The 21,193-nt window shown below is 48.9% G+C and carries 7 protein-coding genes (1 of these 7 running past the window's edge); 2 read left to right on the top strand and 5 right to left on the bottom strand.

Going from position 1 to position 21,193, the window contains the following annotated elements; all coding sequences use genetic code 11:
• The 5 genes from BA1DRAFT_RS02915 to BA1DRAFT_RS02895 form a co-directional block, all read right to left on the bottom strand.
• A partial coding sequence (locus BA1DRAFT_RS02915) for a fructosamine kinase family protein (RefSeq protein WP_036775952.1) occupies positions 1 to 519 on the bottom strand: 519 nt, incomplete at its 3' end.
• 118 nt (positions 520 to 637) lie between these two features.
• Positions 638 to 1,525, bottom strand: coding sequence for a metal ABC transporter permease (locus BA1DRAFT_RS02910; protein WP_036775951.1), 888 nt, complete (start codon positions 1,523 to 1,525; stop codon positions 638 to 640).
• Positions 1,522 to 2,397: a metal ABC transporter permease gene (locus BA1DRAFT_RS02905; RefSeq protein WP_036775950.1), complete on the bottom strand. Its 876-nt coding sequence runs from the start codon at positions 2,395 to 2,397 to the stop codon at positions 1,522 to 1,524. Before BA1DRAFT_RS02905 ends, BA1DRAFT_RS02910 begins: the two co-directional genes overlap by 4 nt.
• Positions 2,394 to 3,290 carry a manganese/iron ABC transporter ATP-binding protein gene (locus BA1DRAFT_RS02900; protein WP_036775949.1) on the bottom strand — a complete coding sequence of 299 codons (897 nt, stop codon included), beginning with the start codon at positions 3,288 to 3,290 and terminating at the stop codon, positions 2,394 to 2,396. The genes BA1DRAFT_RS02905 and BA1DRAFT_RS02900 overlap by 4 nt, the downstream gene beginning before the upstream one ends.
• Entirely contained in the window at positions 3,287 to 4,207 is a 921-nt protein-coding gene (locus BA1DRAFT_RS02895) for a metal ABC transporter substrate-binding protein (protein ID WP_036775947.1), read from the bottom strand. The genes BA1DRAFT_RS02900 and BA1DRAFT_RS02895 overlap by 4 nt, the downstream gene beginning before the upstream one ends.
• Positions 4,208 to 4,441: 234 nt before the next feature.
• On the opposite strand from BA1DRAFT_RS02895, the gene BA1DRAFT_RS02890 reads away from it, so the two are divergent.
• Together BA1DRAFT_RS02890 and BA1DRAFT_RS22520 are read left to right on the top strand one after the other, a co-directional pair.
• Complete coding sequence (locus BA1DRAFT_RS02890; protein ID WP_036775945.1) at positions 4,442 to 5,110, top strand: transglycosylase SLT domain-containing protein; 669 nt, start codon at positions 4,442 to 4,444, stop codon at positions 5,108 to 5,110.
• Positions 5,111 to 6,066: 956 nt separating this feature from the next.
• Positions 6,067 to 21,193, top strand: the 5' end (the start) of a protein-coding gene (locus tag BA1DRAFT_RS22520; RefSeq protein WP_036775943.1) for a non-ribosomal peptide synthase/polyketide synthase. It continues 33,989 nt past the right edge of the window; the window shows 15,127 of its 49,116 coding nt (coding positions 1–15,127); its start codon is at positions 6,067 to 6,069; the stop codon falls past the right edge of the window.

Below are 21,193 nucleotides of genomic sequence, written 5' to 3'. Positions count from 1 at the left end.
AACGATATTATCAATGTCGCCAAATATCATGTTTTTTTCTGCTGCGATTTGTAATTGCCAACCAATCCGCTTTTCCGCATAAAATTGGTGCCAACGTCGTTGCCAGCCATTGGGTTGTGGTGTCGTTGCCAGCATATTGTCAAAATCAAAACCGAATTGAGGTTGCTCACTCCATTGATGAAGTTTTGCCAGTTGTTGACCGAAGCAATAGGCACTGTGAGGGTCAAAAGATTTTAAAGGCAGAAATTCAAGCAAGAGAAAGCTATGGTCACGGGTGTTGCCAATACCATAAACAGTTGGAACACGGATAGTCTGGCTGCGTGCCAAGAGTTCAAGTTGTTCTGATTCTGCTTTGAAGACAGGGAGCATTTCCCGCAGATTTGATTTGACAAAAATTTGTCGTTTTCCATGTGTGATTCGCCAAGCTTGGTGGATGTCCCCTCCGGCTAACTCAGTTTTATCGTGAATTTCAGCAACACCGAAATGTTCGTTTAACAAACGATTTATTGCTTGCCACATGGTTCACCTCTCTACGTCGTCAATTACTTTATGAACAATTATAGTCAGAGAAAATATATGATCAGGTAAAAAATATGATTAACAGGGTTATATCTCAAAACAGATATAACCCTTTTTGTTATTGGTTGGGTTCGTTAGAGATTTGTAGAGCAGCTTGATACGTTTTACGTTTAGATTTTGTTCTTACAAGTTTTATCTGATTGTAAGCCAGTGCTAGTGTAAAGAAGATAGCTTGAACAATAACAATGCATGGTCCCGTTGCGCCATCAATGTGGAAACTGATCAGAGTACCCAGGACACAGGAACTGACCGATGCAATGATAGCGACAATTAACATTCGGTCAAAACTGCGGCATAACATGAAAGCGATAATGCCTGGCGATATTAACATTGCAATAACCAAAATCATTCCCACTGCTTGCAGGGAAGCGACGATGGTCATGGACAGCAGGCAAAGCAAACCATAATGCAAAAGCTTAACAGGTAATCCCACAACGCGCGCTTGGTTCGGATCGAAGCAGTAAAGCATAAAGTCTTTGCGCTTTAGCAGTACCACCGCCATAGTGATGCCGGTAATCCATAATGTTTGGTTCAACTCATCTTTAGTGATCCCTAGTATATTTCCGAACAGAATATGAGTGAGATGTTGGTCGGTATCCATACGGGCAAAAAGAACTAAACCAAAGGCAAACATGCCTGAAAAGACAATTCCCATGACAGTATCTTCTTTTATCCGGCTATGTTCTTTCAGATATCCCGTTGCAACAGCACAAAAAATACCGGAAAGAAATGCGCCAATAGCCAGTGGTATACCGGCAGCGAAAGCCAGCACAATACCGGGTAATACAGCGTGAGAAATGGCGTCTCCCATTAACGACCAGCCTTTAAGAACCAGATAGCAAGAGAGCATTGCACATACCGCACCTGTTACAATCGCGGCGAATATCGCTCGTTGCATAAATGGAAACATAAACGGCTCAGTGAGTAACTGTATTAACTCATTCATGGTTGTGTCTCCTGAGCCAATGTCGAGGATTCTTTTTTGGCACGCATACGTGAAGCGAATAGTCCATGTTTTGGCGCAAAGAAAAATGCTAGCAGGAAAATAATGGTTTGCAGTGTGACAATGACACCACCAGTAGCGCCGTTAAGGAAGAAACTTAGGTAAGCGCCAAATGCACTGGTCAGAGAGCCAATAGCAACAGCAATGATCAGCAGGTGCTTAAAGCGGTCAGTTAATAAATAAGCTGTTGCGCCTGGAGTGACTACCATTGCAATCACTAGAATAGCGCCGACAGTTTGTAGAGCTGCGACAGTACAAGCACTCAACAAAGTAAAAAAAATGATTTTCATCCGCAAGGGAGATAAGCCGATAGAGCGTGCGTGCGTTTCATCAAAAAAGACAACGAGCAAATCTTTCCAGATAAACATGAGCACGATAAATGAAATTGCGATAATGATTTCAACCTGGAGAACATCTTCATCAGCGATGCCAAGGATATTGCCGAAAATAATGGTTTGTACGTTAACAGAAGTAGGATTGAGAGAAACGATTAACAACCCGGCGGCAAAAAAAGTGGAAAAAATGAACCCGATTACCGCATCTTCACGTAAACGAGTGATATGACGAACCAGAGTCATGGATAGCGCTGCCAGCATTCCGGTAAAAAAAGCCCCACCTGCATAAGGGAGACCTAATGCGTAAGCACCGGCGACGCCAGGCACAACGGAGTGAGAGAGAGCATCTCCCATCAATGACCAGCCTTTTAGCATCAGGTAGGAAGAAAGGAAAGCACAGACGGCACCGACGATGGCACTAACCCAGATGGCTTTTACCATGTAATTGTAGTGAAAAGGTTGCAGCAAAAGTTCTGTCATGATTGGCGCTTCTCCTTATGCTGACTCTGCCGCGGCGGAACATGGTGATCATGACCATAAAATACGGCTGCGCGTTCATCATCAGTAATAACCGTCAAGGAGCGTGGATCATCATCATCATGTAATTCCGGGCCGGATAGATTAATATGACGAAGCACTCCACCAAAAGTCATCTCTAAATTTTTTTGGGTGAAAGTTGTTTCTGTTGGGCCGCTTGCCAGAACAGTCCGGTTGATTAAGATGACATGATCGCAGAATTCAGGCACGCTACCAAGGTTATGTGTGGAAACCAAAACCAGATGGCCCTCATCACGTAAATCACATAGTAGGTCAATGATGGCATTTTCTGTTTTTACATCAACACCAGTGAAAGGTTCATCCAGTAATAGAACTTTGCCTTCCTGAGCCAGAGCCCTTGCAAGAAAAACCCGTTTTTTCTGTCCGCCGGAGAGTTCGCCGATTTGCCGGTTGCGTAGGGCGGTTAAGCCGACACGTTCAAGGGCTTTATCAACCGCTTGGTGATCTTTTTTACTTGGGATTCTCAGGAATCCCATTTTCCCATAGCGGCCCATCATAACGACATCAGAAACCAATACGGGAAAGTTCCAGTCGACTTCTTCTGTCTGAGGGACATATGCAATAATATTTTTCTTCAAAGCATTTTTGACTGGCATATCACTCAGAGTTACTTTTCCCTGAGATGGGCTTACCAGCCCCATGATGGTCTTAAACAGTGTGGATTTACCACTACCGTTAATGCCCACCAATGCACAGATAGTTCCACCGGTGATAGAAAAACTTGCATCATAAATAGCTGTGTGACCGTTGTTATAAGTCACAGTGGCGTCATCGACGACTAAATGAGGACGTTCAAACAGCATATTGCTATTCATTGATTAAATCCTTTTGCGATTGTATCTACAGTTTTGTTCAGTAAATCAATATAAGTTGGTACTGGGCCGTCACTGCCGGAGAGTGAATCTACATAAAGAACGCCACCATAACGGGCATCTGTTTCTTTACTGACTTGTTTAGCGGGTTTATCTGAAATTGTACTTTCACTAAACACAACTGGGATTTTATTTGCTCTTACAGTATCGATAACATGACGAACTTGTTGTGGTGAACCCTGTTCTTCCGCATTAATTGGCCATAGATAAACTTCCTTGAATTGGTAATCTTTAGCCAAATAGCTAAAAGCCCCTTCACTGGTGACTAACCAACGTTGATCCTGTGGAATACGGGAAAGACGTTCTCTCAGTGGAGAATCCAATTGCGCGATTTTTTCAGCATAGGCTTTGGCATTCCTATTATAAATTTCTGCATTTTCAGGATCGTATTTTACAAATGCTTGGCGGATATTCTCGATATAGACCAAAGCATTTGTGGGCGACATCCAGGCGTGAGGATTAGGATTCCCGTTGTAAGGCCCTTCACGGATAGGTAGTGGTTCAATGCCGTCAGTAATAACAACAGCAGGTACATCTTTAAGGTTTTCAAAGAAGCGTTCAAACCAGCGTTCTAGATTTAGTCCATTCCAAAGGATCAAATCAGCATGTTGAGATTTTATAATATCTTTGGGGGTAGGTTGGTAATCATGGATTTCGGCGCCAGGTTTAGTAATTGATTCAACAATTGCTGCGTCGCCTGCTACGTTTTGTGCGATATCTTGAATGATGGTAAAGGTCGTGACAACTTTAAATTGTTTGGCGGCGGATACCTGATGACTAAATAGAATGATAGATAAGAGAATCGGCATAATTCCCAGGGCAGGAGGAGAAAGTAAAAGCAGAGAAAGTTTTTTCTTCATCAATTCAAACCTTACTTGTTATAAGTATATGATAACGATTATCAATATCATTTAAGTAAAGTCAAGATTATAAAATCTGGAAACAACGATTATTGCGATAGTCGTTCCATATGAATAGTCATTCCATATGATATGAACACGAATACAGTGAAAAGTTAAGTAAAAATATTTTTAGATTGTAAACGAAATTGTATATGCTGCGCTTTAGTAAAATTTGATCCAGAGGATTATAGGGTGAAATTAAGACTGAGCTTTGTGGCACTGGTCGTGCTGTTAGTCGGTTGTGCTGAGAGAAATGCTCAGCAAATAAATGCGGGTAAACAGTCCGGTCAGCAACGTATGCTTAGCAATACTGCCGATGCAGCTAGAATTTCTTCTTTCCCGCCAACGCCTTTTGACACATTTATTCAACAGGCATCCAATCGGTACGGCGTTGATGAAACGCTTATCAGAGCTATTATTCAAGTTGAATCCGGTTTTCGCCCTGATGCGGTCAGTAAATCGAATGCAATTGGTCTTATGCAGATTAAAGCATCGACCGCAGGGCGGGATGTATATCGGCAGAAGGGGCGTTTTGGTCAGCCGACAATTCGTGAGTTGAAAGATCCTAAAACCAATATCGATCTTGGCACTGCTTATATCAGTATCTTGAAAGAGCAGCATCTGGCAGGTATTGATAATCCTGAAACCCTCTACTATGCCACTATTGTTGCCTACGTAAATGGTGCGGGTGCTCTTTTGCGTACTTTTAGTGTAGATCGTCAATTAGCCGTTAATAAAATAAACCGAATGACGCCGGATGAGTTTTATCAGTATGTTCAAGATAATCATCCAGCACCTCAGGCTCCACGCTATTTATGGAAGGTAAAAAAGGCTTATCGTTCGTTAGTAATGGCAGATTGAGTGGCTGATAAAAATGAAGATTCCATTTGTGACAGCCTCGCATTGGCGAGGATTGACGGCGGTTTTTGTTAAATTTAACTGTAAAAGACTTGCTCTTAATCTGTAGTAGATTCTGGGAGATAAAATGTCCCTCCTTTAATATTGATTGTGGAGGAGGGGATTTTAATATATGTGTTCACTGGTGTTTACAAGCTAAAAGGTATGAGACCTCATTTCAATTTACATCATGCGATGGTAAATATCGTTTGATATCCGATAATTCATATCTATCTAAAGAAGGGCTCTCTTAGAATATGTTGCTTAATAATTAATACGGTATTTCACCAATGTTGATCTCAGCTATATTATAACAATCTAATATAGTTAGATTGATTTTAATTGGAAATTATTTCCTTATGGAGTTAAAGGTAACTAACTTTTACATTAATTATAGCGATTTATTATCGTAGGATAACATGTGCTGAAATTAATTTTAGCCTGAACTTATATTTTAAAGTAATTAAATGTACGGGGTGTCTTTGTAAATGTTTAATAAGTTGTATTTGATATGGCATGTTACTTGCCTCCTGCTGCTTATTTGAAGGGAAATTCTTATTTTGCAATAAGTTACCAAAGTAAGTTCGTGTTAATAGTCGTTGAGGTTCTAGTCTAAATTATGGAATTAAGTGTCAATCAAAAGTGCTTATCCAAAAAATAAGGATGAAATAGAACATATATTTACGTTTCATGAATGACCATTTCCCGTTATTGGGAAAGTTATCATTACAGAGTTGCTAATAAAGCAGTTATTTACATCCAATCCTAGAGAGAAAACGTTGCCTGAATATTTTAATTAATGCTTAACATGCCCGTTTTTATTCCACCTAGGATAAGTAGGGTAAAAATAAAAAAAACACTTGTGATGATTGCCAAGAATGATAGTTGCCAGATATCTAACAGATTTATTGAGGTAGTAGATGAAAGATAGCATTACTAAAAAAGCGAAAAGTATCCTTAAAGACGAACTTCTCTCTCAGACATCAGAAAATATAACCAATAACGTAAAGAATATACCTGCTCTGTCACGTAGCTGCATCGTGGTTGGGGGAACGACCCTTGCAGTATTCTGTGCCGAACAAATTCAAGCGGCTGGGCATACGATACATACAATACTGACTATCGATACCGTTTTGCAAACATGGGCTGCCCGGCAAGGGATAGTTTGTGTGAACTCTGTCGAGGCATTACAAGCGCAAATTGCACAACATCCTGTGGACTGGCTGTTCTCCATCGTTAATCCGATTATCCTGCCTGCGTCGCTGATTGGGCAGATTCGCTGCGGTGCTTTTAATTATCACAATAGCCCCTTGCCACGTTATGCGGGAAGTCATGCCACTTCTTGGGCACTGTTAGCGCGGGAGACACATTACGCCATTTCGTGGCATTGTATTGAGGCGGCGGTGGATACCGGTGATATAGCGGTGCAATGGCCGGTATCTATTGAGGAACACGATAATGCATTTTCATTGAATCTGAAATGCTATCAGGCAGCTCAGGAAGGGTTTATCAAATTGCTTCGGGATCTTGAGCAGGAAAAGTTGGTGACTTATCCGCAGGATCTGACACAACGAAGTTTTTATGCTCAGTCTCGTCGTCCCGATGGTGGGGGGTATCTGTGTTGGCAGCAGTCGGGTGAGGTACTTTCAGCTTTAGTACGGGCATTAGATTTTGGCGAAAATTATTTAAATCCACTGGGTTGCCCGAAACTGTTACTGAAATGGGGCATAGTGCGAATTTCCTGGCTTCAACGGCTGAATCACTATTCTGGAGGGGCACCTGGTACGTTGATTGCTGTAGAGGAGGATGCCTGGCAGGTAACAACCGGAAGTGAGGATGTTAGGCTCGGAGGGTTTGCCACACTTGAGGGAGAATTACTCTCCGCTGGGGAACTTGCTGATATATCAGAACTTGGACCAGGCAAGCAGTTGCCTCTGCTTTCTTCACAACAGACTCAGAATGTAAAAGATATCCTCCAGGCATTGGCACCCAGTGAATCATTCTGGCGTGAGCGTCTTGCCTCTTTTCTGCCACTCCAATTACCTTTCGAAACTGCCGGGAAGTCAGCAGCACCGGAATGGGCATTAAGTGCCTGGCAATCTCCGCTATTAGAAAATGGTGAAAAAAAACCATTGCAGACACTGTTACAGACATTTGCTATCTATCTTGCACGTTTGACTCATCAAACCGAGTTCCAAATCGGCTGGTGTGTGGATAGGGTAAAAGATGAATCGGATGTGTTGTCTGTTTTGGCGCCAGTGGTGCCAATGACTGTTAAGGTGGAGTTTGATCAGCCGTGGTATGCGGTAGCGAATTGGATGGAGGATGAGCTTGCACGGCTGACGCAGCATCGTACATTTTGCCGTGATCTCCTTTCTTGTTCTCCTTCACTGTGTGTTATCCCAGCATTAACAGCAAGTCGCCCGTGGCGAGTTGCCGTCTCTTTCACGCCGGATAATAAACAGTGGGAGCAGAATGCATTAGGTGAATTGCTGACACTCCAGATAAATACTCAGGGTGGTTTTCGCTGGATTTACGATATAAACCGTTTGAGTACGGAAGTGGTTCAGCGGATGAGTGAACATTTACAGGTGTTGGCATTATCGGCAGATGAACGGAATGACATTCCCGTCTGGCAACTTAATTTGTTGCCTGAAACTGAACGCACGCTGCTGCTGGAAACCTGGAACGCGACTGAAACGGTATATCCTGACCGGTTATGTATTCACCGGCTGTTTGAACTACAGGTGGAGAAAACCCCTAACGCTATAGCGCTGATGTATGAAGAACGCGTTCTTAACTATGCTGAATTAAATGCCTGTGCTAATCGGCTGGCGCATCAACTGATTACGTTGGGAGTCTCACCAGAGCAGCGGGTGGCAATTTGCGTCGCGAGTTCGCCAGCGCGGATAGTGGGGCTGCTGGCAGTACTGAAAGCCGGGGGGGCCTATGTACCGCTAGACCCGGCTTATCCGGGGGAACGTCTGGTTCATATTTTGACCGATGCTGAACCAGCTATTGTACTGGCAGATGATACTGGACGTGCCGCGTTAGGCGAAAAAGTACTGGCAACACTGACCGTGCTGGACCCGAATTCATTGCCCAACCACCCGGATAGTAACCCGCAAGTACCGGCGTTAACCCCACGCCATCTGGCGTATGTGATTTATACCTCCGGTTCGACCGGCATACCAAAGGGCGTGATGGTCGAACATCATGGGCTGGTTAACCTGATTCAGGAAAAAATCGTTCAGTTTGATATTCATCCGGGTAGCCGGATGTTGCAGTTTGCCTCATTTGGCTTTGATGCGAGTGTCTGGGAAACCATGATGGCATTGTGCAGTGGGGCTGCTTTGGCGATCCCGGACGACATGATTCGTCAGGAACCTCGCTATCTCTGGCATTATCTGGAAGAGCAGGTGATAACCCATGCCTGCCTGACACCGGCCTTACTTCGGGAGGGGACCGATCTGCCGGTGATGACAATAAGACCGACGTTGATACTCGGTGGTGAGGCGCCTAGCGCAACACTGCTTCAGGCACTGAGTCGTCGGGCAACGGTGTTTAATGCGTATGGCCCAACGGAAATCACGGTGTGTGCAGCTACCTGGCGTTGTCCGTCAGACTACACTGAGGGCGTCATTGCGATTGGACGTCCGACAGCTAACACACAAGTTTATTTGCTGAATACTGACGGCCAGCCAGTGCCGTTAGGCGCGGTCGGTGAGCTGTATATTGGCGGTGTGGGGGTAGCGCGAGGCTATCTCAACCGCCCTGATTTGACAGCGGAACGTTTTCTGGCCGATCCGTTTAGTGGTGAACCCAATGCCCGTCTGTACCAGACCGGGGATTTGGCCCGCTACCTGCCGGATGGCAATCTGGAATTTCTGGGCCGTAATGACCAGCAGGTGAAAATCCGTGGTTTCCGTATTGAACCGGGGGAAATTGAAGCTCGATTGCTGGAACACCCGGCTGTGAACGAAGCACTGGTGCTGGCTCTGGGCGATGGTCAGAATAAACGGCTGGCGGCTTATGTGGTGGCAGAAGCAGATGACGGGCTAGTTAATAGCTTGCGTGCCTATCTGAGTGCCATTTTGCCGGATTATATGGTACCGGCAGCCTTTGTACGCTTGGATACCTTCCCGTTGACGCCAAACGGCAAACTGGATCGCCGAGCGTTGCCTGCGCCAGGGGCAGAAGCCTTTGCCCGTCAGGTTTATGCCGCGCCGCAAGGGGAGATAGAAACTCTGCTAGCTGCTGTCTGGAGCGAGTTGTTGGGCATTGAGCAAGTCAGTCGGCACGACAGTTTTTTTGCTTTAGGTGGTCATTCGTTGCTGGCGGTACGAATGATTGAACGTCTGCGTAATGTGGGGTTAACACTGGCAGTACGTGATTTATTCCAATCCCCGGTGTTATCTGAATTTGCCCAAACAGTAGGGCAATCACCGGTGCTATTGGTGCTGGCGAATGTTATTACCCCGGCAACCTCGGTACTTACACCTGAAATGTTGCCGTTGATTGATCTGACTCAGACTGAGATTGACCATATTGTGGCTCAGGTACCAGGTGGGGTTGCCAATATTCAAGATATTTATGGTTTGTCACCATTGCAGGACGGTATTTTGTTTCATCATCTGCTGGCGAATAAGGGTGATCCGTATCTATTTATTAGCCAGATGATCTTTGCTGACCGTGCCTTGTTGGACAGTTATTTAGTGGCAGTGCAACAGGTGGTTAACCGTCACGATATTCTGCGTACCGCCTTTGTTTGGCAAGGATTATCAGCGCCTGTTCAAGTGGTTTGGCGTCAGGCTCAATTATCAGTCACTGAACTGACACTAGACCCGATTGATGGGCCGGTCCGTGATCAGTTAGCTCAACATTTTGACTTACAACATCATCGCCTTGATTTGAACCAAGCACCCTTATTGCACTTTGCGGTAGCGCAGGAAGAGGATGGTCGTTGGAGCGTACTGCAATTGCTGCATCATCTGATTGGCGACCATACGACGCTGGAAGTGATGAATGGTGAAATTCAGGCTTATCTTGCCGGACAGGAAGGGAACTTACCTGTGCCGATCCCTTTCCGTAATCTAGTGGCTCAGGCCCGATTGGGGATGAGTGAGTCTGAACATACCCGCTTCTTTACTGACATGTTGGATGAGGTGGATCAACCGACGCTGCCATTCGGGTTGACGGAGGTGCATCGGGATGGTTCGCAGGTGACAGAATCGCACCGGATGTTATCCACTAAGTTGAATGACCGCCTGCGCAGCCAGGCCCGGCGTCTGGGCGTCAGTTTGGCGACTTTGTGCCATTTGGCTTGGGCACAGGTGTTGTCACATACCAGCGGACAGACGAAAGTGGTGTTCGGTACCGTATTGTTTGGTCGGATGCAAGCGGGGCAAGGCGCTGACAGCGGTATGGGGCTGTTTATTAATACCTTGCCATTACGGCTGGATGTGGATGATACCCCAGTACAGGACAGTGTACAGGCAGCACATACTCGACTGGCGGAATTACTGGATCATGAACATGCGTCACTGGCATTGGCCCAGCGTTGTAGCAGTGTGCAGGGGGAAACTCCGCTCTTTAGTGCTTTGCTGAATTATCGACATAATGATCAGTCGGCGATTCCAAATAAGGTAGTGCCAGGTATTGAATTCCTTGGTGCACAGGAACGAACCAACTATCCGTTTGTACTGTCAGTAGAGGACGGCGGTTCTACGTTGGGATTGACCGCTCAGGTGGTGCAGCCATTTGAATCAGAACGAGTATGCGGTTATATGCAACAGGCGTTGGAAAGTCTGGCCGCGGCGCTTGAACAGCATCCGGAGACACCGGTACGAACACTGAATATCTTGCCGACAGCGGAAAAAAAGCTGTTGTTGGAAACTTGGAATACAACAGAAACGTCGTATCCGGATCACGATTGTATTCACCGACTGTTTGAGCAATGGGCAGAGAAAAGTCCAGATGCCACAGCACTGGTATATGAAGAAGAGAGTCTCAGCTATGCCGAACTCAATGCCCGTGCCAACCGTCTGGCACATCAACTGATCACGTTGGGCGTTACGCCGGACCAACGGGTAGCGATTTGCGTGTCACGTTCACCGGCAATGGTGGTGGGGGTATTAGCGGTGCTGAAAGCCGGGGGGGCCTATGTGCCGCTAGATCCGGTCTATACCGGTGAGCGCCTGGCATATATCTTGAGCGATGCTGCCCCCGCTATTTTGCTGGCGGATAACGTCGGGTGTGATGCGCTGGGAGAGGACGCGCTGGCAGGTCTGACGGTACTTGACCCGAATAGTTTGCCTGATCAGCCGGACAGTAACCCGCAAGTGCCGACATTGACGGCACAGCATCTGGCCTATGTGATTTACACCTCGGGTTCGACCGGCACGCCGAAGGGGGTTATGGTAGAACATCGTCATATCCTGCGTTTGTTTGACGCGACTAAATCCTGGTATCACTTTAATCGGCAGGATATTTGGTGCCTGTTCCATTCCATAGCGTTTGACTTCTCGGTATGGGAATTATGGGGGGCATTACGCTACGGCGCTAAACTGGTGCTGGTTTCGCACGCGATTGCCCGCTCACCCCAGGAGCTGCATCAATTCGTGTGTCAGCACGGTATCACGGTGTTGAATCAAACCCCCAGTGCCTTCAAAGCCTTTATTGCCAGTTATGTCGCCAATCCGTTACCGGACTGCTTGCGCTATATCATCTTTGGCGGGGAAGCGCTTGATCCGAGTATTTTAAAACCGTGGTATGCCCTGCGTGAGGAGACGTTGCCTCAGTTGGTGAATATGTATGGTATCACCGAGACCACGGTTCACGTCACTTACCGAGCACTGGGCCGCCATGATGCAGAACAGACAACGAGTCCTATTGGCACGCGGATCCCGGACTTAACCCTCTATCTGTTGGATAAGTATGGTCAGCCAGTACCGTTAGGCGCTGTAGGTGAGTTATATGTTGGCGGGGCCGGTGTGGCACGGGGTTATCTCAATCGTCCTGAACTGACCGTGGAACGTTTTCTGCCAGATCTGTTCAGTAGTGAACCGGATACCCGAATGTACCGTACCGGGGATTTGGCCCGCTATCTGCCGGACGGCAATCTGGAGTTCTTGGGCCGAAATGACCAGCAGGTGAAAATCCGTGGTTTCCGCATTGAGCCGGGTGAAATCGAAGCCCGATTAATGGAACACTCGGCGGTGAGAGAAGCGGTCGTGCTGGCACTGGATGATGGTCAGGATAAACGGTTGGTGGCTTATGTGGCGGCAGAAGTGGATGAGGCATTGGTTAACCGTCTGCATACTCATTTAAGTGCGGTTTTACCGGATTATATGGTGCCGGTCGCTTTTGTGCGTCTGGATGCCTTCCCGTTGACACCGAATGGCAAACTGGATCGACGGGCATTACCGGTGCCGGGGGAAGAAGATTTTGCCCGGCAGATTTACGCTGCGCCGTTAGGGGAGATGGAAACCACATTGGCGGCTATCTGGCGTGAATTACTGGGCGTTGCGCGAATTAGCCGATATGACAACTTTTTTGCACTGGGCGGTCATTCTCTGTTGGCGGTCCGGATGATGAACCGGATAGCGGCGTTGGGGATTGAATTGCCATTGTCCACGCTGTTTACATTCCCGTCTTTGATGGCCTTTGCTGAAGTGATGAGTGCCCGGTTTGATGAGTCAGGCGGGGCATTGCCCGCTATCGTTCCGCTATCCCGTGAGGGTAAATTGTCGTTGTCATTTGCGCAACAGCGTCTGTGGTTCCTCGCACAGTTTGAGGGAGTGAGTGAGACTTATCATATTCCGTTGGCCCTGCATTTGCGTGGTCGACTGGATATCGTCGTCTGGCAACAGGCGCTTGATACGCTGTTTGCCCGCCATGAAGCGTTGCGTTCCGTTTTTGTTGCTGTTGACGGTCAGCCGCAGGTGAAATTGTTGTCGGCGGCATTGGGCCTGCCGATGAAAAAATATGGTCTGCGTAACACGCCTGATGTGGATGCACAGCTTGCGTCCCTCTCTGCTAAGGAAGTTGAAACACCGTTTGATCTTGCCAGTGGTCCATTAATTCGTGCCAGTCTGATACAGCTGGCTGACGATGATCACGTTTTCTTGTTGACCCTGCATCATATTGTTTTCGATGGTTGGTCTGTCAGCGTGTTGAGGCGTGAATTGAGCACCCTTTACACCGCGTTTCTGGCGGGGCAGTCAGATCCGTTGCCGCCATTGGCGATTCAGTATCCTGATTACGCCGCCTGGCAACGTCAATGGTTGTCGGCTGAACGCATACAGTCCCAATCTGATTATTGGCGTGTGAGGCTGATTGATGCACCGGTTCTGCTGGATTTACCTACTGACCGGCCACGTTCGCCTCAGCAGTCATTTTCCGGGGCCTTATTGCCCGTCAGTCTGGATGCCGAGTTAACCCAATCTCTTAAACGCCTGAGTGAGCAACAGGGCGTCACGTTATTTATGACCGTGTTAGCTGCCTGGGCAACAGTGCTGTCACGCCTGTCGGGTCAGGAAGATCTGGTTATTGGTACGCCGAGTGCTGGTCGCGGTCGGCAGGAAGTGGAATCCCTGATTGGCTTTTTTGTGAATACGCTGGCGTTGCGGATAGATTTATCCGGTACGCCGAATGTGGCGGAATTACTGGCGCGGGTGCGGCAAACCGCGCTGGTGGCACAGGAACATCAGGACCTGCCATTTGAACAGGTGGTGGAAATCGTGCAACCGCCGCGCCGACTGGCGCACACCCCGCTGTTCCAAGTGGTATTTGCTTGGCAGAACAATGAGAACGCAGAATGGCAATTGCCGGGAGTGGCGGTTTCACCTGCCGATCAACTCATCAATATCGCTAAATTTGATCTTGAATTGAGTTTGTCTGAGGTGGATGGCCGAATTGTCGGTTATCTGAATTATGCCACCGCGCTATTTGATCAAGCGACTATTGAGCGGCAGGTGGGCTATTTCCATACCGTATTGCGGGCGATGGTGGCTAACCCTCAACAGACAGTCGGGAAAATCGATATCCTGACCGTAGCGGAATGCAAGTTGCTATTGGAAACCTGGAATGCGACCGAAATATCGTATCCAGATTACGGTTATATTCACCGACTGTTTGAACAATGGGCGGAGAAAAGCCCGGATGCCATAGCGCTGGTATATGCAGGACAAGCCCTCAGTTATGCTGAATTAAATGCCCGTGCTAATCGGCTGGCGCATCAACTGATTACGTTAGGAGTGGCACCAGAACAGCGGGTGGCAATTTGCGTCGCGAGTTCGCCAGCGCGGATAGTGGGGCTGCTGGCAGTACTGAAAGCCGGGGGCGCCTATGTACCGCTAGACCCGGCTTATCCGGGGGAGCGTCTGGTTCATATTTTAACTGATGCTGTGCCAGCTATTGTGCTGGCAGATGATACTGGATGTGCCGCGTTAGGCGAAAAAGTGCTGGCGGCGTTAACTGTACTGGACCCAAATTCATTACCAAACCAACCGGATAGTAATCCGCAAGTACTGGCATTAATCCCACGCCATCTGGCATATGTGATTTATACTTCCGGTTCGACTGGCATACCAAAGGGCGTGATGGTCGAACATCGTGGGCTGGTTAACCTGATTCAGGAAAAAATCGTTCAGTTTGATATTCATCCGGGTAGCCGGATGTTGCAGTTTGCCTCATTTGGCTTTGATGCCGGTGTCTGGGAAACCATGATGGCATTGTGCAGTGGGGCCACTTTGGCGATCCCTGCCGATACGGTTCGTCAGGAGCCCCGCTATCTCTGGCATTATCTGGAAGAACAGGCGATAACCCATGCTTGCTTGACACCGGCCTTGTTCCGGGAAGGGACCGATGTGCCGGAGATGACAATAAGACCGACGTTGATACTCGGTGGTGAAGCACCCAGCGCAACGTTGCTTCAAGCACTGAGTCGTCGGGCAACGGTGTTTAATGCGTATGGTCCAACGGAAATCACGGTGTGTGCGGCCACCTGGCGTTGTCCGTCAGACTACACTGAGGGTGTCATTGCTATTGGACGTCCGACAGCTAACACACAGGTTTATTTGCTGAATACTGACGGCCAGCCGGTGCCGTTAGGCACGGTTGGAGAGTTATATATTGGCGGCGTGGGGGTGGCGCGAGGCTATCTCAACCGCCCCGATTTGACGGCGGAACGCTTTCTGGCTGATCCATTTAGTGGTGAGCCCGATGCCCGGATGTACCGAACCGGGGATTTGGCCCGCTACCTGCCGGATGGCAATCTGGAATTCCTGGGCCGTAATGACCAGCAGGTGAAAATCCGTGGTTTCCGTATTGAGCCGGGGGAAATCGAAGCCCTCTTAACGGAACACCCGGCGGTGAATGAAGCGCTGGTGCTGGCTTTGGGCGATGATCAGGATAAACGGTTGGTGGCTTATGTGGTGGCAGAAGCGGATGACCGGCTGGTTAACAGTTTGCGTGTCTATCTGAGTGCCATTTTGCCGGATTATATGGTACCGGCAGCTTTTGTACGCTTGGATACCTTGCCGTTGACGCCAAATGGCAAACTGGATCGCCGAGCGTTGCCAGCGCCAGGGGCAGAAGCCTTTGCCCGTCAGGTTTTTGAAGCGCCGCAAGGAGAGACAGAAACCCTGCTGGCTGCTGTCTGGAGTGAGTTGTTGGGTATTGAACAGGTCAGTCGGCACGACAGTTTCTTTGCTCTGGGTGGTCATTCGTTGCTGGCGGTGCGGATGGTTGAACGTCTGCGTAATGTGGGGTTAACACTGGCGGTACGGGATTTATTCCAATCCCCGGTGTTATCTGAATTTGCCCAAACAGTAGGACAGTCACAGGCGGTGATAGTGCCGACAAATGTCATTACCCCGGCGATCACAGCACTTACACCCGAAATGTTGCCGTTGATTGATCTCACTCAGTCTGAAATTGACCATATCATTGAACAGGTGCCGGGTGGAGTTGCCAATATTCAGGATATTTATGCCCTGTCACCGTTGCAGGATGGCATTCTGTTCCATCATCTGCTGGCGAATAAAGGTGATCCGTATCTATTAATCAGCCAAATGAATTTTGCTGATCGTCCATTGCTGGATCGTTATCTGGCGGCAATGCAACAGGTGATTAACCGTCACGATATTCTGCGTACCGCCTTTGTTTGGCAAGGGCTATCGGCACCGGCTCAAGTGGTTTGGCGACAGGCTCAATTGTCAGTCACTGAACTGACATTAGATCCGGTTGATGGGCCGATTCGTGACCAGTTAGCTCAATATTTTGACCCTCGTCATCATCGCCTCGACTTGAACCAAGCACCTTTGCTGCGCTTTGCGATAGCGCAGGAGGAGAATGGCCGCTGGAGCGTACTGCAATTGCTGCATCATCTAATTGGCGACCATACGACGCTGGAAGTGATGAGCAGTGAGGTTCAGGCTTATCTTGCCGGACAGGAAGATAGCTTGCCTGCGCCGGTCCCTTTCCGCAATTTGGTGGCTCAGGCCCGGTTGGGGGTGAGTCAGGCCGAACATACTCGCTTCTTTACTGACATGTTGGTTGAAGTGGACGAGCCAACGTTGCCGTTCGGGTTGACGGAAGTCCATCGGGATGGTTCACAGGTAACGGAATCGCACCGGATGTTATCCATTACGTTAAATGATCGTCTGCGCAGTCAGGCTCGGCGTCTGGACGTCAGTTTGGCTGCGTTATGCCATCTGGCCTGGGCACAGGTCTTGTCGCGTACTAGCGGACAGACGAAAGTGGTGTTCGGCACCGTGCTGTTTGGGCGGATGCAGACAGGGGAAGGGGCTGACAGCGGCATGGGGCTGTTTATCAATACCTTGCCGTTGCGGCTGGATATGGATGATACCTCGGTACAGGAGAGTGTGCGGTTAGCCCATACCCGGTTAGCTGGATTGCTGGAGCATGAACATGCGTCGCTGGCGCTGGCTCAACGTTGCAGTAGGGTATCGGGGGAAGCGCCTCTCTTTAGTGCTTTGCTGAACTACCGGCATAGTGCTCAGCCGGTTATCACGGATGCAATCATCAGCGGTATTGAAGTCCTTAGCGAGCAAGAGCGCACGAACTATCCGTTTGTCTTGTCGGTGGAGGATTTTGGTCATGCACTGGGGTTGACGGCGCAAATTATTCAACCGATTGATCCGGAGCGGATATGTGGTTATATGCAACAGGCGCTAGAAAGCCTGGCGGAGGCCCTTGAGCAGCGACCAGAGACACCAGTACGGGCATTGAATATCTTGCCGGCAGCAGAAAAAAGGTTGTTGCTGGAGATCTGGAATGCGACTCAGGCACCATATCCGGACCAGCGTTGTATTCACCAGCTATTTGAACAACAGGTAGAAAGCACTCCTGATGCGATAGCGCTGGTGTATGGAGAACACATTCTCAACTATGCCGAATTAAATGCCCGTGCCAACCAATTGGCTCACTGGTTAATTGGGCAGGGTATCCAGCCGGATAACCGGGTCGCCGTGCAGTTAGAACGTTCTATTGAACTGGTGGTGGCTCAGTTGGCTATCCTCAAGGCCGGTGCCGTTTATGTGCCGATCGACTCCCGAGTGCCAGATGAGCGGAAGCACTGGCTGATAAACGACTGTTCAGCCAAATTATTGATTACTGATATCCCGGTTGACCTAGCCGATGAGATCGGCTCTATCAGGGAGAGGGATTACTGCAATCCTGACTTGCCCTGCTCCAGTACTGAGCTGGCTTATATTATGTATACCTCCGGCTCAACCGGTACACCCAAAGGGGTAATGGTGCCGCATCGGGCGGTAGTTAGGTTGGTGATTAATAACGGATACGCCGAAATTGGGCCGGATGATCGGGTGGCGTTTGCAGCTAACCCGGCTTTTGATGCCAGCACTTTTGAAGTTTGGGCGCCTTTGTTGAATGGCGGTACGCTGGTGGTGATTGATCATGCTACTGTGCTAACGCCTAGAGAGTTTGCCCAGACATTACAGATTTATCGCATTACCGTACTGTGGCTGAGTGTTGGGCTGTTTAATCGGCTGGCGGCAGAGTTATCCCCGGTTCTTCCTCAACTCAAAATCCTGATGGTCGGCGGCGATGTGTTGGAGCCACATGTGATTAAGCAGGTTCTGCGTAATAACCCACCTCAACAATTATTGAATGCTTATGGACCAAGTGAAGGGACCACCTTTACCAGCACCTACCGTATTACCGTGTTACCGTCGGAAGTGGTGAGAATCCCTATTGGTCGACCGATAGCCAATACGCGAATTTATCTGTTGGATACAAGTGGTCAACCAGTACCGTTGGGTGCGGAAGGGGAAATTTATATCGGTGGAGATGGGGTTGCCTGTGGTTATCTTAATCGTCCTGAACTGACCGCAGAACGTTTTCTGCCGGATCCGTTTAGTGATGAACCGGATGCCCGGATATACCGAACCGGGGATTTGGCCCGCTATCTACCGGATGGCAATTTGGAATTCCTGGGCCGTAATGACCAGCAGGTGAAAATTCGTGGTTTCCGCATTGAACCGGGGGAAATTGAAGCCCGGCTGATGGAACATCCGGTGGTGAGTGAAGCCGTTGTTCTAGTATTGGGCGATGGTCAGGACAAACGGTTGGTGGCTTATGTGGTGGCAGAAGAGAATGAAGAGTTGATCAATCGTCTGCGTACTCACTTAAGTGCGGTGTTACCGGATTATATGGTGCCGGCCGCTTTTGTCCGCCTGGATGCTTTCCCGCTGACCCCGAATGGCAAGCTGGACCGTCGGGCGCTACCGGTACCGGGGGAAGAAGATTTTGCCCGGCAAATTTACACCGAGCCGTCAGGGGAGATGGAAACCACACTGGCCGCTATCTGGCGTGAATTACTGGGTGTTGAGCGGATTAGCCGGTATGACAACTTTTTCGCATTGGGCGGCCATTCGCTGTTGGCGGTGCGAATGATAAACCGGCTAGCGGCGTTGGGGATTGAATTACCGCTGTCCACGCTGTTTACATTCCCGTCTTTGGTGGATTTTGCTGAGGCGATGCGTGCTCGGTTTGATGAATCAGGCGAGGCATTGCCTGCTATCATTCCGTTGTCCCGTGAAGGCCAATTGCCGTTGTCATTTGCGCAACAGCGCCTGTGGTTCCTGGCGCAGTTTGAGGGAGTGAGTGAGACCTATCATATTCCGCTAGCTTTGCGTTTGCAGGGTCGCCTGGATATCGCCGCCTGGCAGCAGGCGCTTGATACGCTGTTTGCCCGTCACGAAGCGTTGCGTTCTGTTTTTGTTGCTGTTGACGGCCAGCCGCAGGTGGAATTGTTGCCAGCGGCATTGGGCTTGCCGATGAAGCAATATGATCTGCGTAATACACCTGATGTGGAGGCGCAGCTTACGTCTTTCTCTGTTCAGGAAGTTGAAACACCGTTTGATCTTGCTCGTGGCCCGTTAATTCGTTCCGCTCTGGTACGACTGGCTAATGATGAACACGTTTTCCTGCTGACTCAGCATCATATTATTTTCGATGGCTGGTCTGTCAGCGTATTGATGCGTGAATTGAACACCCTTTACACCGCTTTTCTTACCGGGCAACCGGATCCATTGTCTCCGTTGACGATTCAGTATCCTGATTACGCCGCTTGGCAGCGTCAATGGCTGTCGGCTGAACGTATACAGTCCCAATCTGATTATTGGCGTGCGAGACTGATCGATGCGCCGATTCTCTTGGATTTGCCTACTGATCGGCCACGTCCGTCTCAGCAGTCATTTGCCGGAAATATCTTACCCGTCAGTCTGGATGCGGAGTTAACCCAATCCCTTAAACGTTTGAGTGAGCAGCAGGGTGTCACGTTATTTATGACCCTGTTAGCGGCTTGGGCGACGGTTCTGTCGCGTCTATCAGGCCAGGAAGATCTGGTTATCGGTACGCCGAGTGCCGGTCGTAGTCGGCAGGAAGTGGAATCTCTGATTGGTTTCTTTGTGAATACGCTGGCGTTGCGGATGGATTTATCCGGTGCACTGAATGTGGCGGAATTGCTGGCGCGGGTGAGACAAACCGCGCTGGCGGCACAGGAATATCAGGACCTGCCTTTTGAGCAGGTGGTGGAAATCGTGCAACCGCCACGCCGACTGGCGCATACCCCGCTGTTTCAGGTGATGTTTGCCTGGCAGAATAATGAGAACACGGAATGGCGGCTGCCGGGATTGACGGTTTCACCTGTCGAGCAACTCATCGATATCGCTAAATTTGATCTTGAATTGAGCCTGTCTGAGGTGGACGGTCAAATTGTCGGTTATCTGAATTATGCCACCGCGCTATTTGATCAAGCGACTATTGAGCGGCAGGTGGGCTATCTCCATACCGTATTGCGGGCGATGGCGGCTAACCCTCAACAGCCGGTTGGGAAAATCGATATCCTGACCGTGGCGGAACGCAAACTGTTATTGGAAACCTGGAACACGACCGAAATGTCGTATCCAGATCACAGTTGTATTCACCGACTGTTTGAGCAATGGGCAGAGAAAAATCCGGATGCCACGGCGCTAGTCTATGAACGGCATATCCTCAGTTATGCTGAATTAAATGTGCGTGCTAATCGGCTGGCGCATCAACTGATTACGTTGGGTGTAATGCCGGATCAGCGAGTGGCGATTTGTGTCGCGCGTTCACCAGCAATGATAGTTGGGTTGTTAGCGGTGCTGAAAGCCGGTGGCGCCTATGTGCCGCTGGATCCGACTTATTCGGGCGAGCGTCTGGGGCATATTCTGGCTGATGCCGAACCGGCTATTTTGTTGGCGGATAATACCGGACGTACTGCGTTGGGTGAGAAGGCGCTTGCAGACTTGATTATGCTCGATCCGAATATCCTGTTTGACCAGGCGGACAGTAATCCTCAGATACCTGAATTGACTGAACGACATTTAGCCTATGTGGTTTACACCTCAGGTTCGACCGGCACGCCGAAAGGGGTGATGGTGGAACATCGCGGGGTAGTTAACTTGGCTCTGGCTCAAATTACCCGATTTAGCGTTGATGAAACCAGTCGGATATTGCAATTTGCTTCATCAG

Source organism: Photorhabdus aegyptia (assembly GCF_000612035.1).
Taxonomy (GTDB): Bacteria; Pseudomonadota; Gammaproteobacteria; order Enterobacterales; family Enterobacteriaceae; genus Photorhabdus; species Photorhabdus akhurstii.
Note: the sequence above shows the minus strand (reverse complement) of the source record. Positions and strands in the feature narration are given on the sequence as shown.

Bases quoted from the DNA above. Each gene is read 5' to 3' on its own strand.
- BA1DRAFT_RS02910 (WP_036775951.1), bottom strand. From the start codon at position 1,525: ATGAATGAGTTAATACAGTTACTCACTGAGCCGTTTATGTTTCCATTT.
- BA1DRAFT_RS02905 (WP_036775950.1), bottom strand. From the start codon at position 2,397: ATGACAGAACTTTTGCTGCAACCTTTTCACTACAATTACATGGTAAAA.
- BA1DRAFT_RS02900 (WP_036775949.1), bottom strand. From the start codon at position 3,290: ATGAATAGCAATATGCTGTTTGAACGTCCTCATTTAGTCGTCGATGAC.
- BA1DRAFT_RS02895 (WP_036775947.1), bottom strand. From the start codon at position 4,207: ATGAAGAAAAAACTTTCTCTGCTTTTACTTTCTCCTCCTGCCCTGGGA.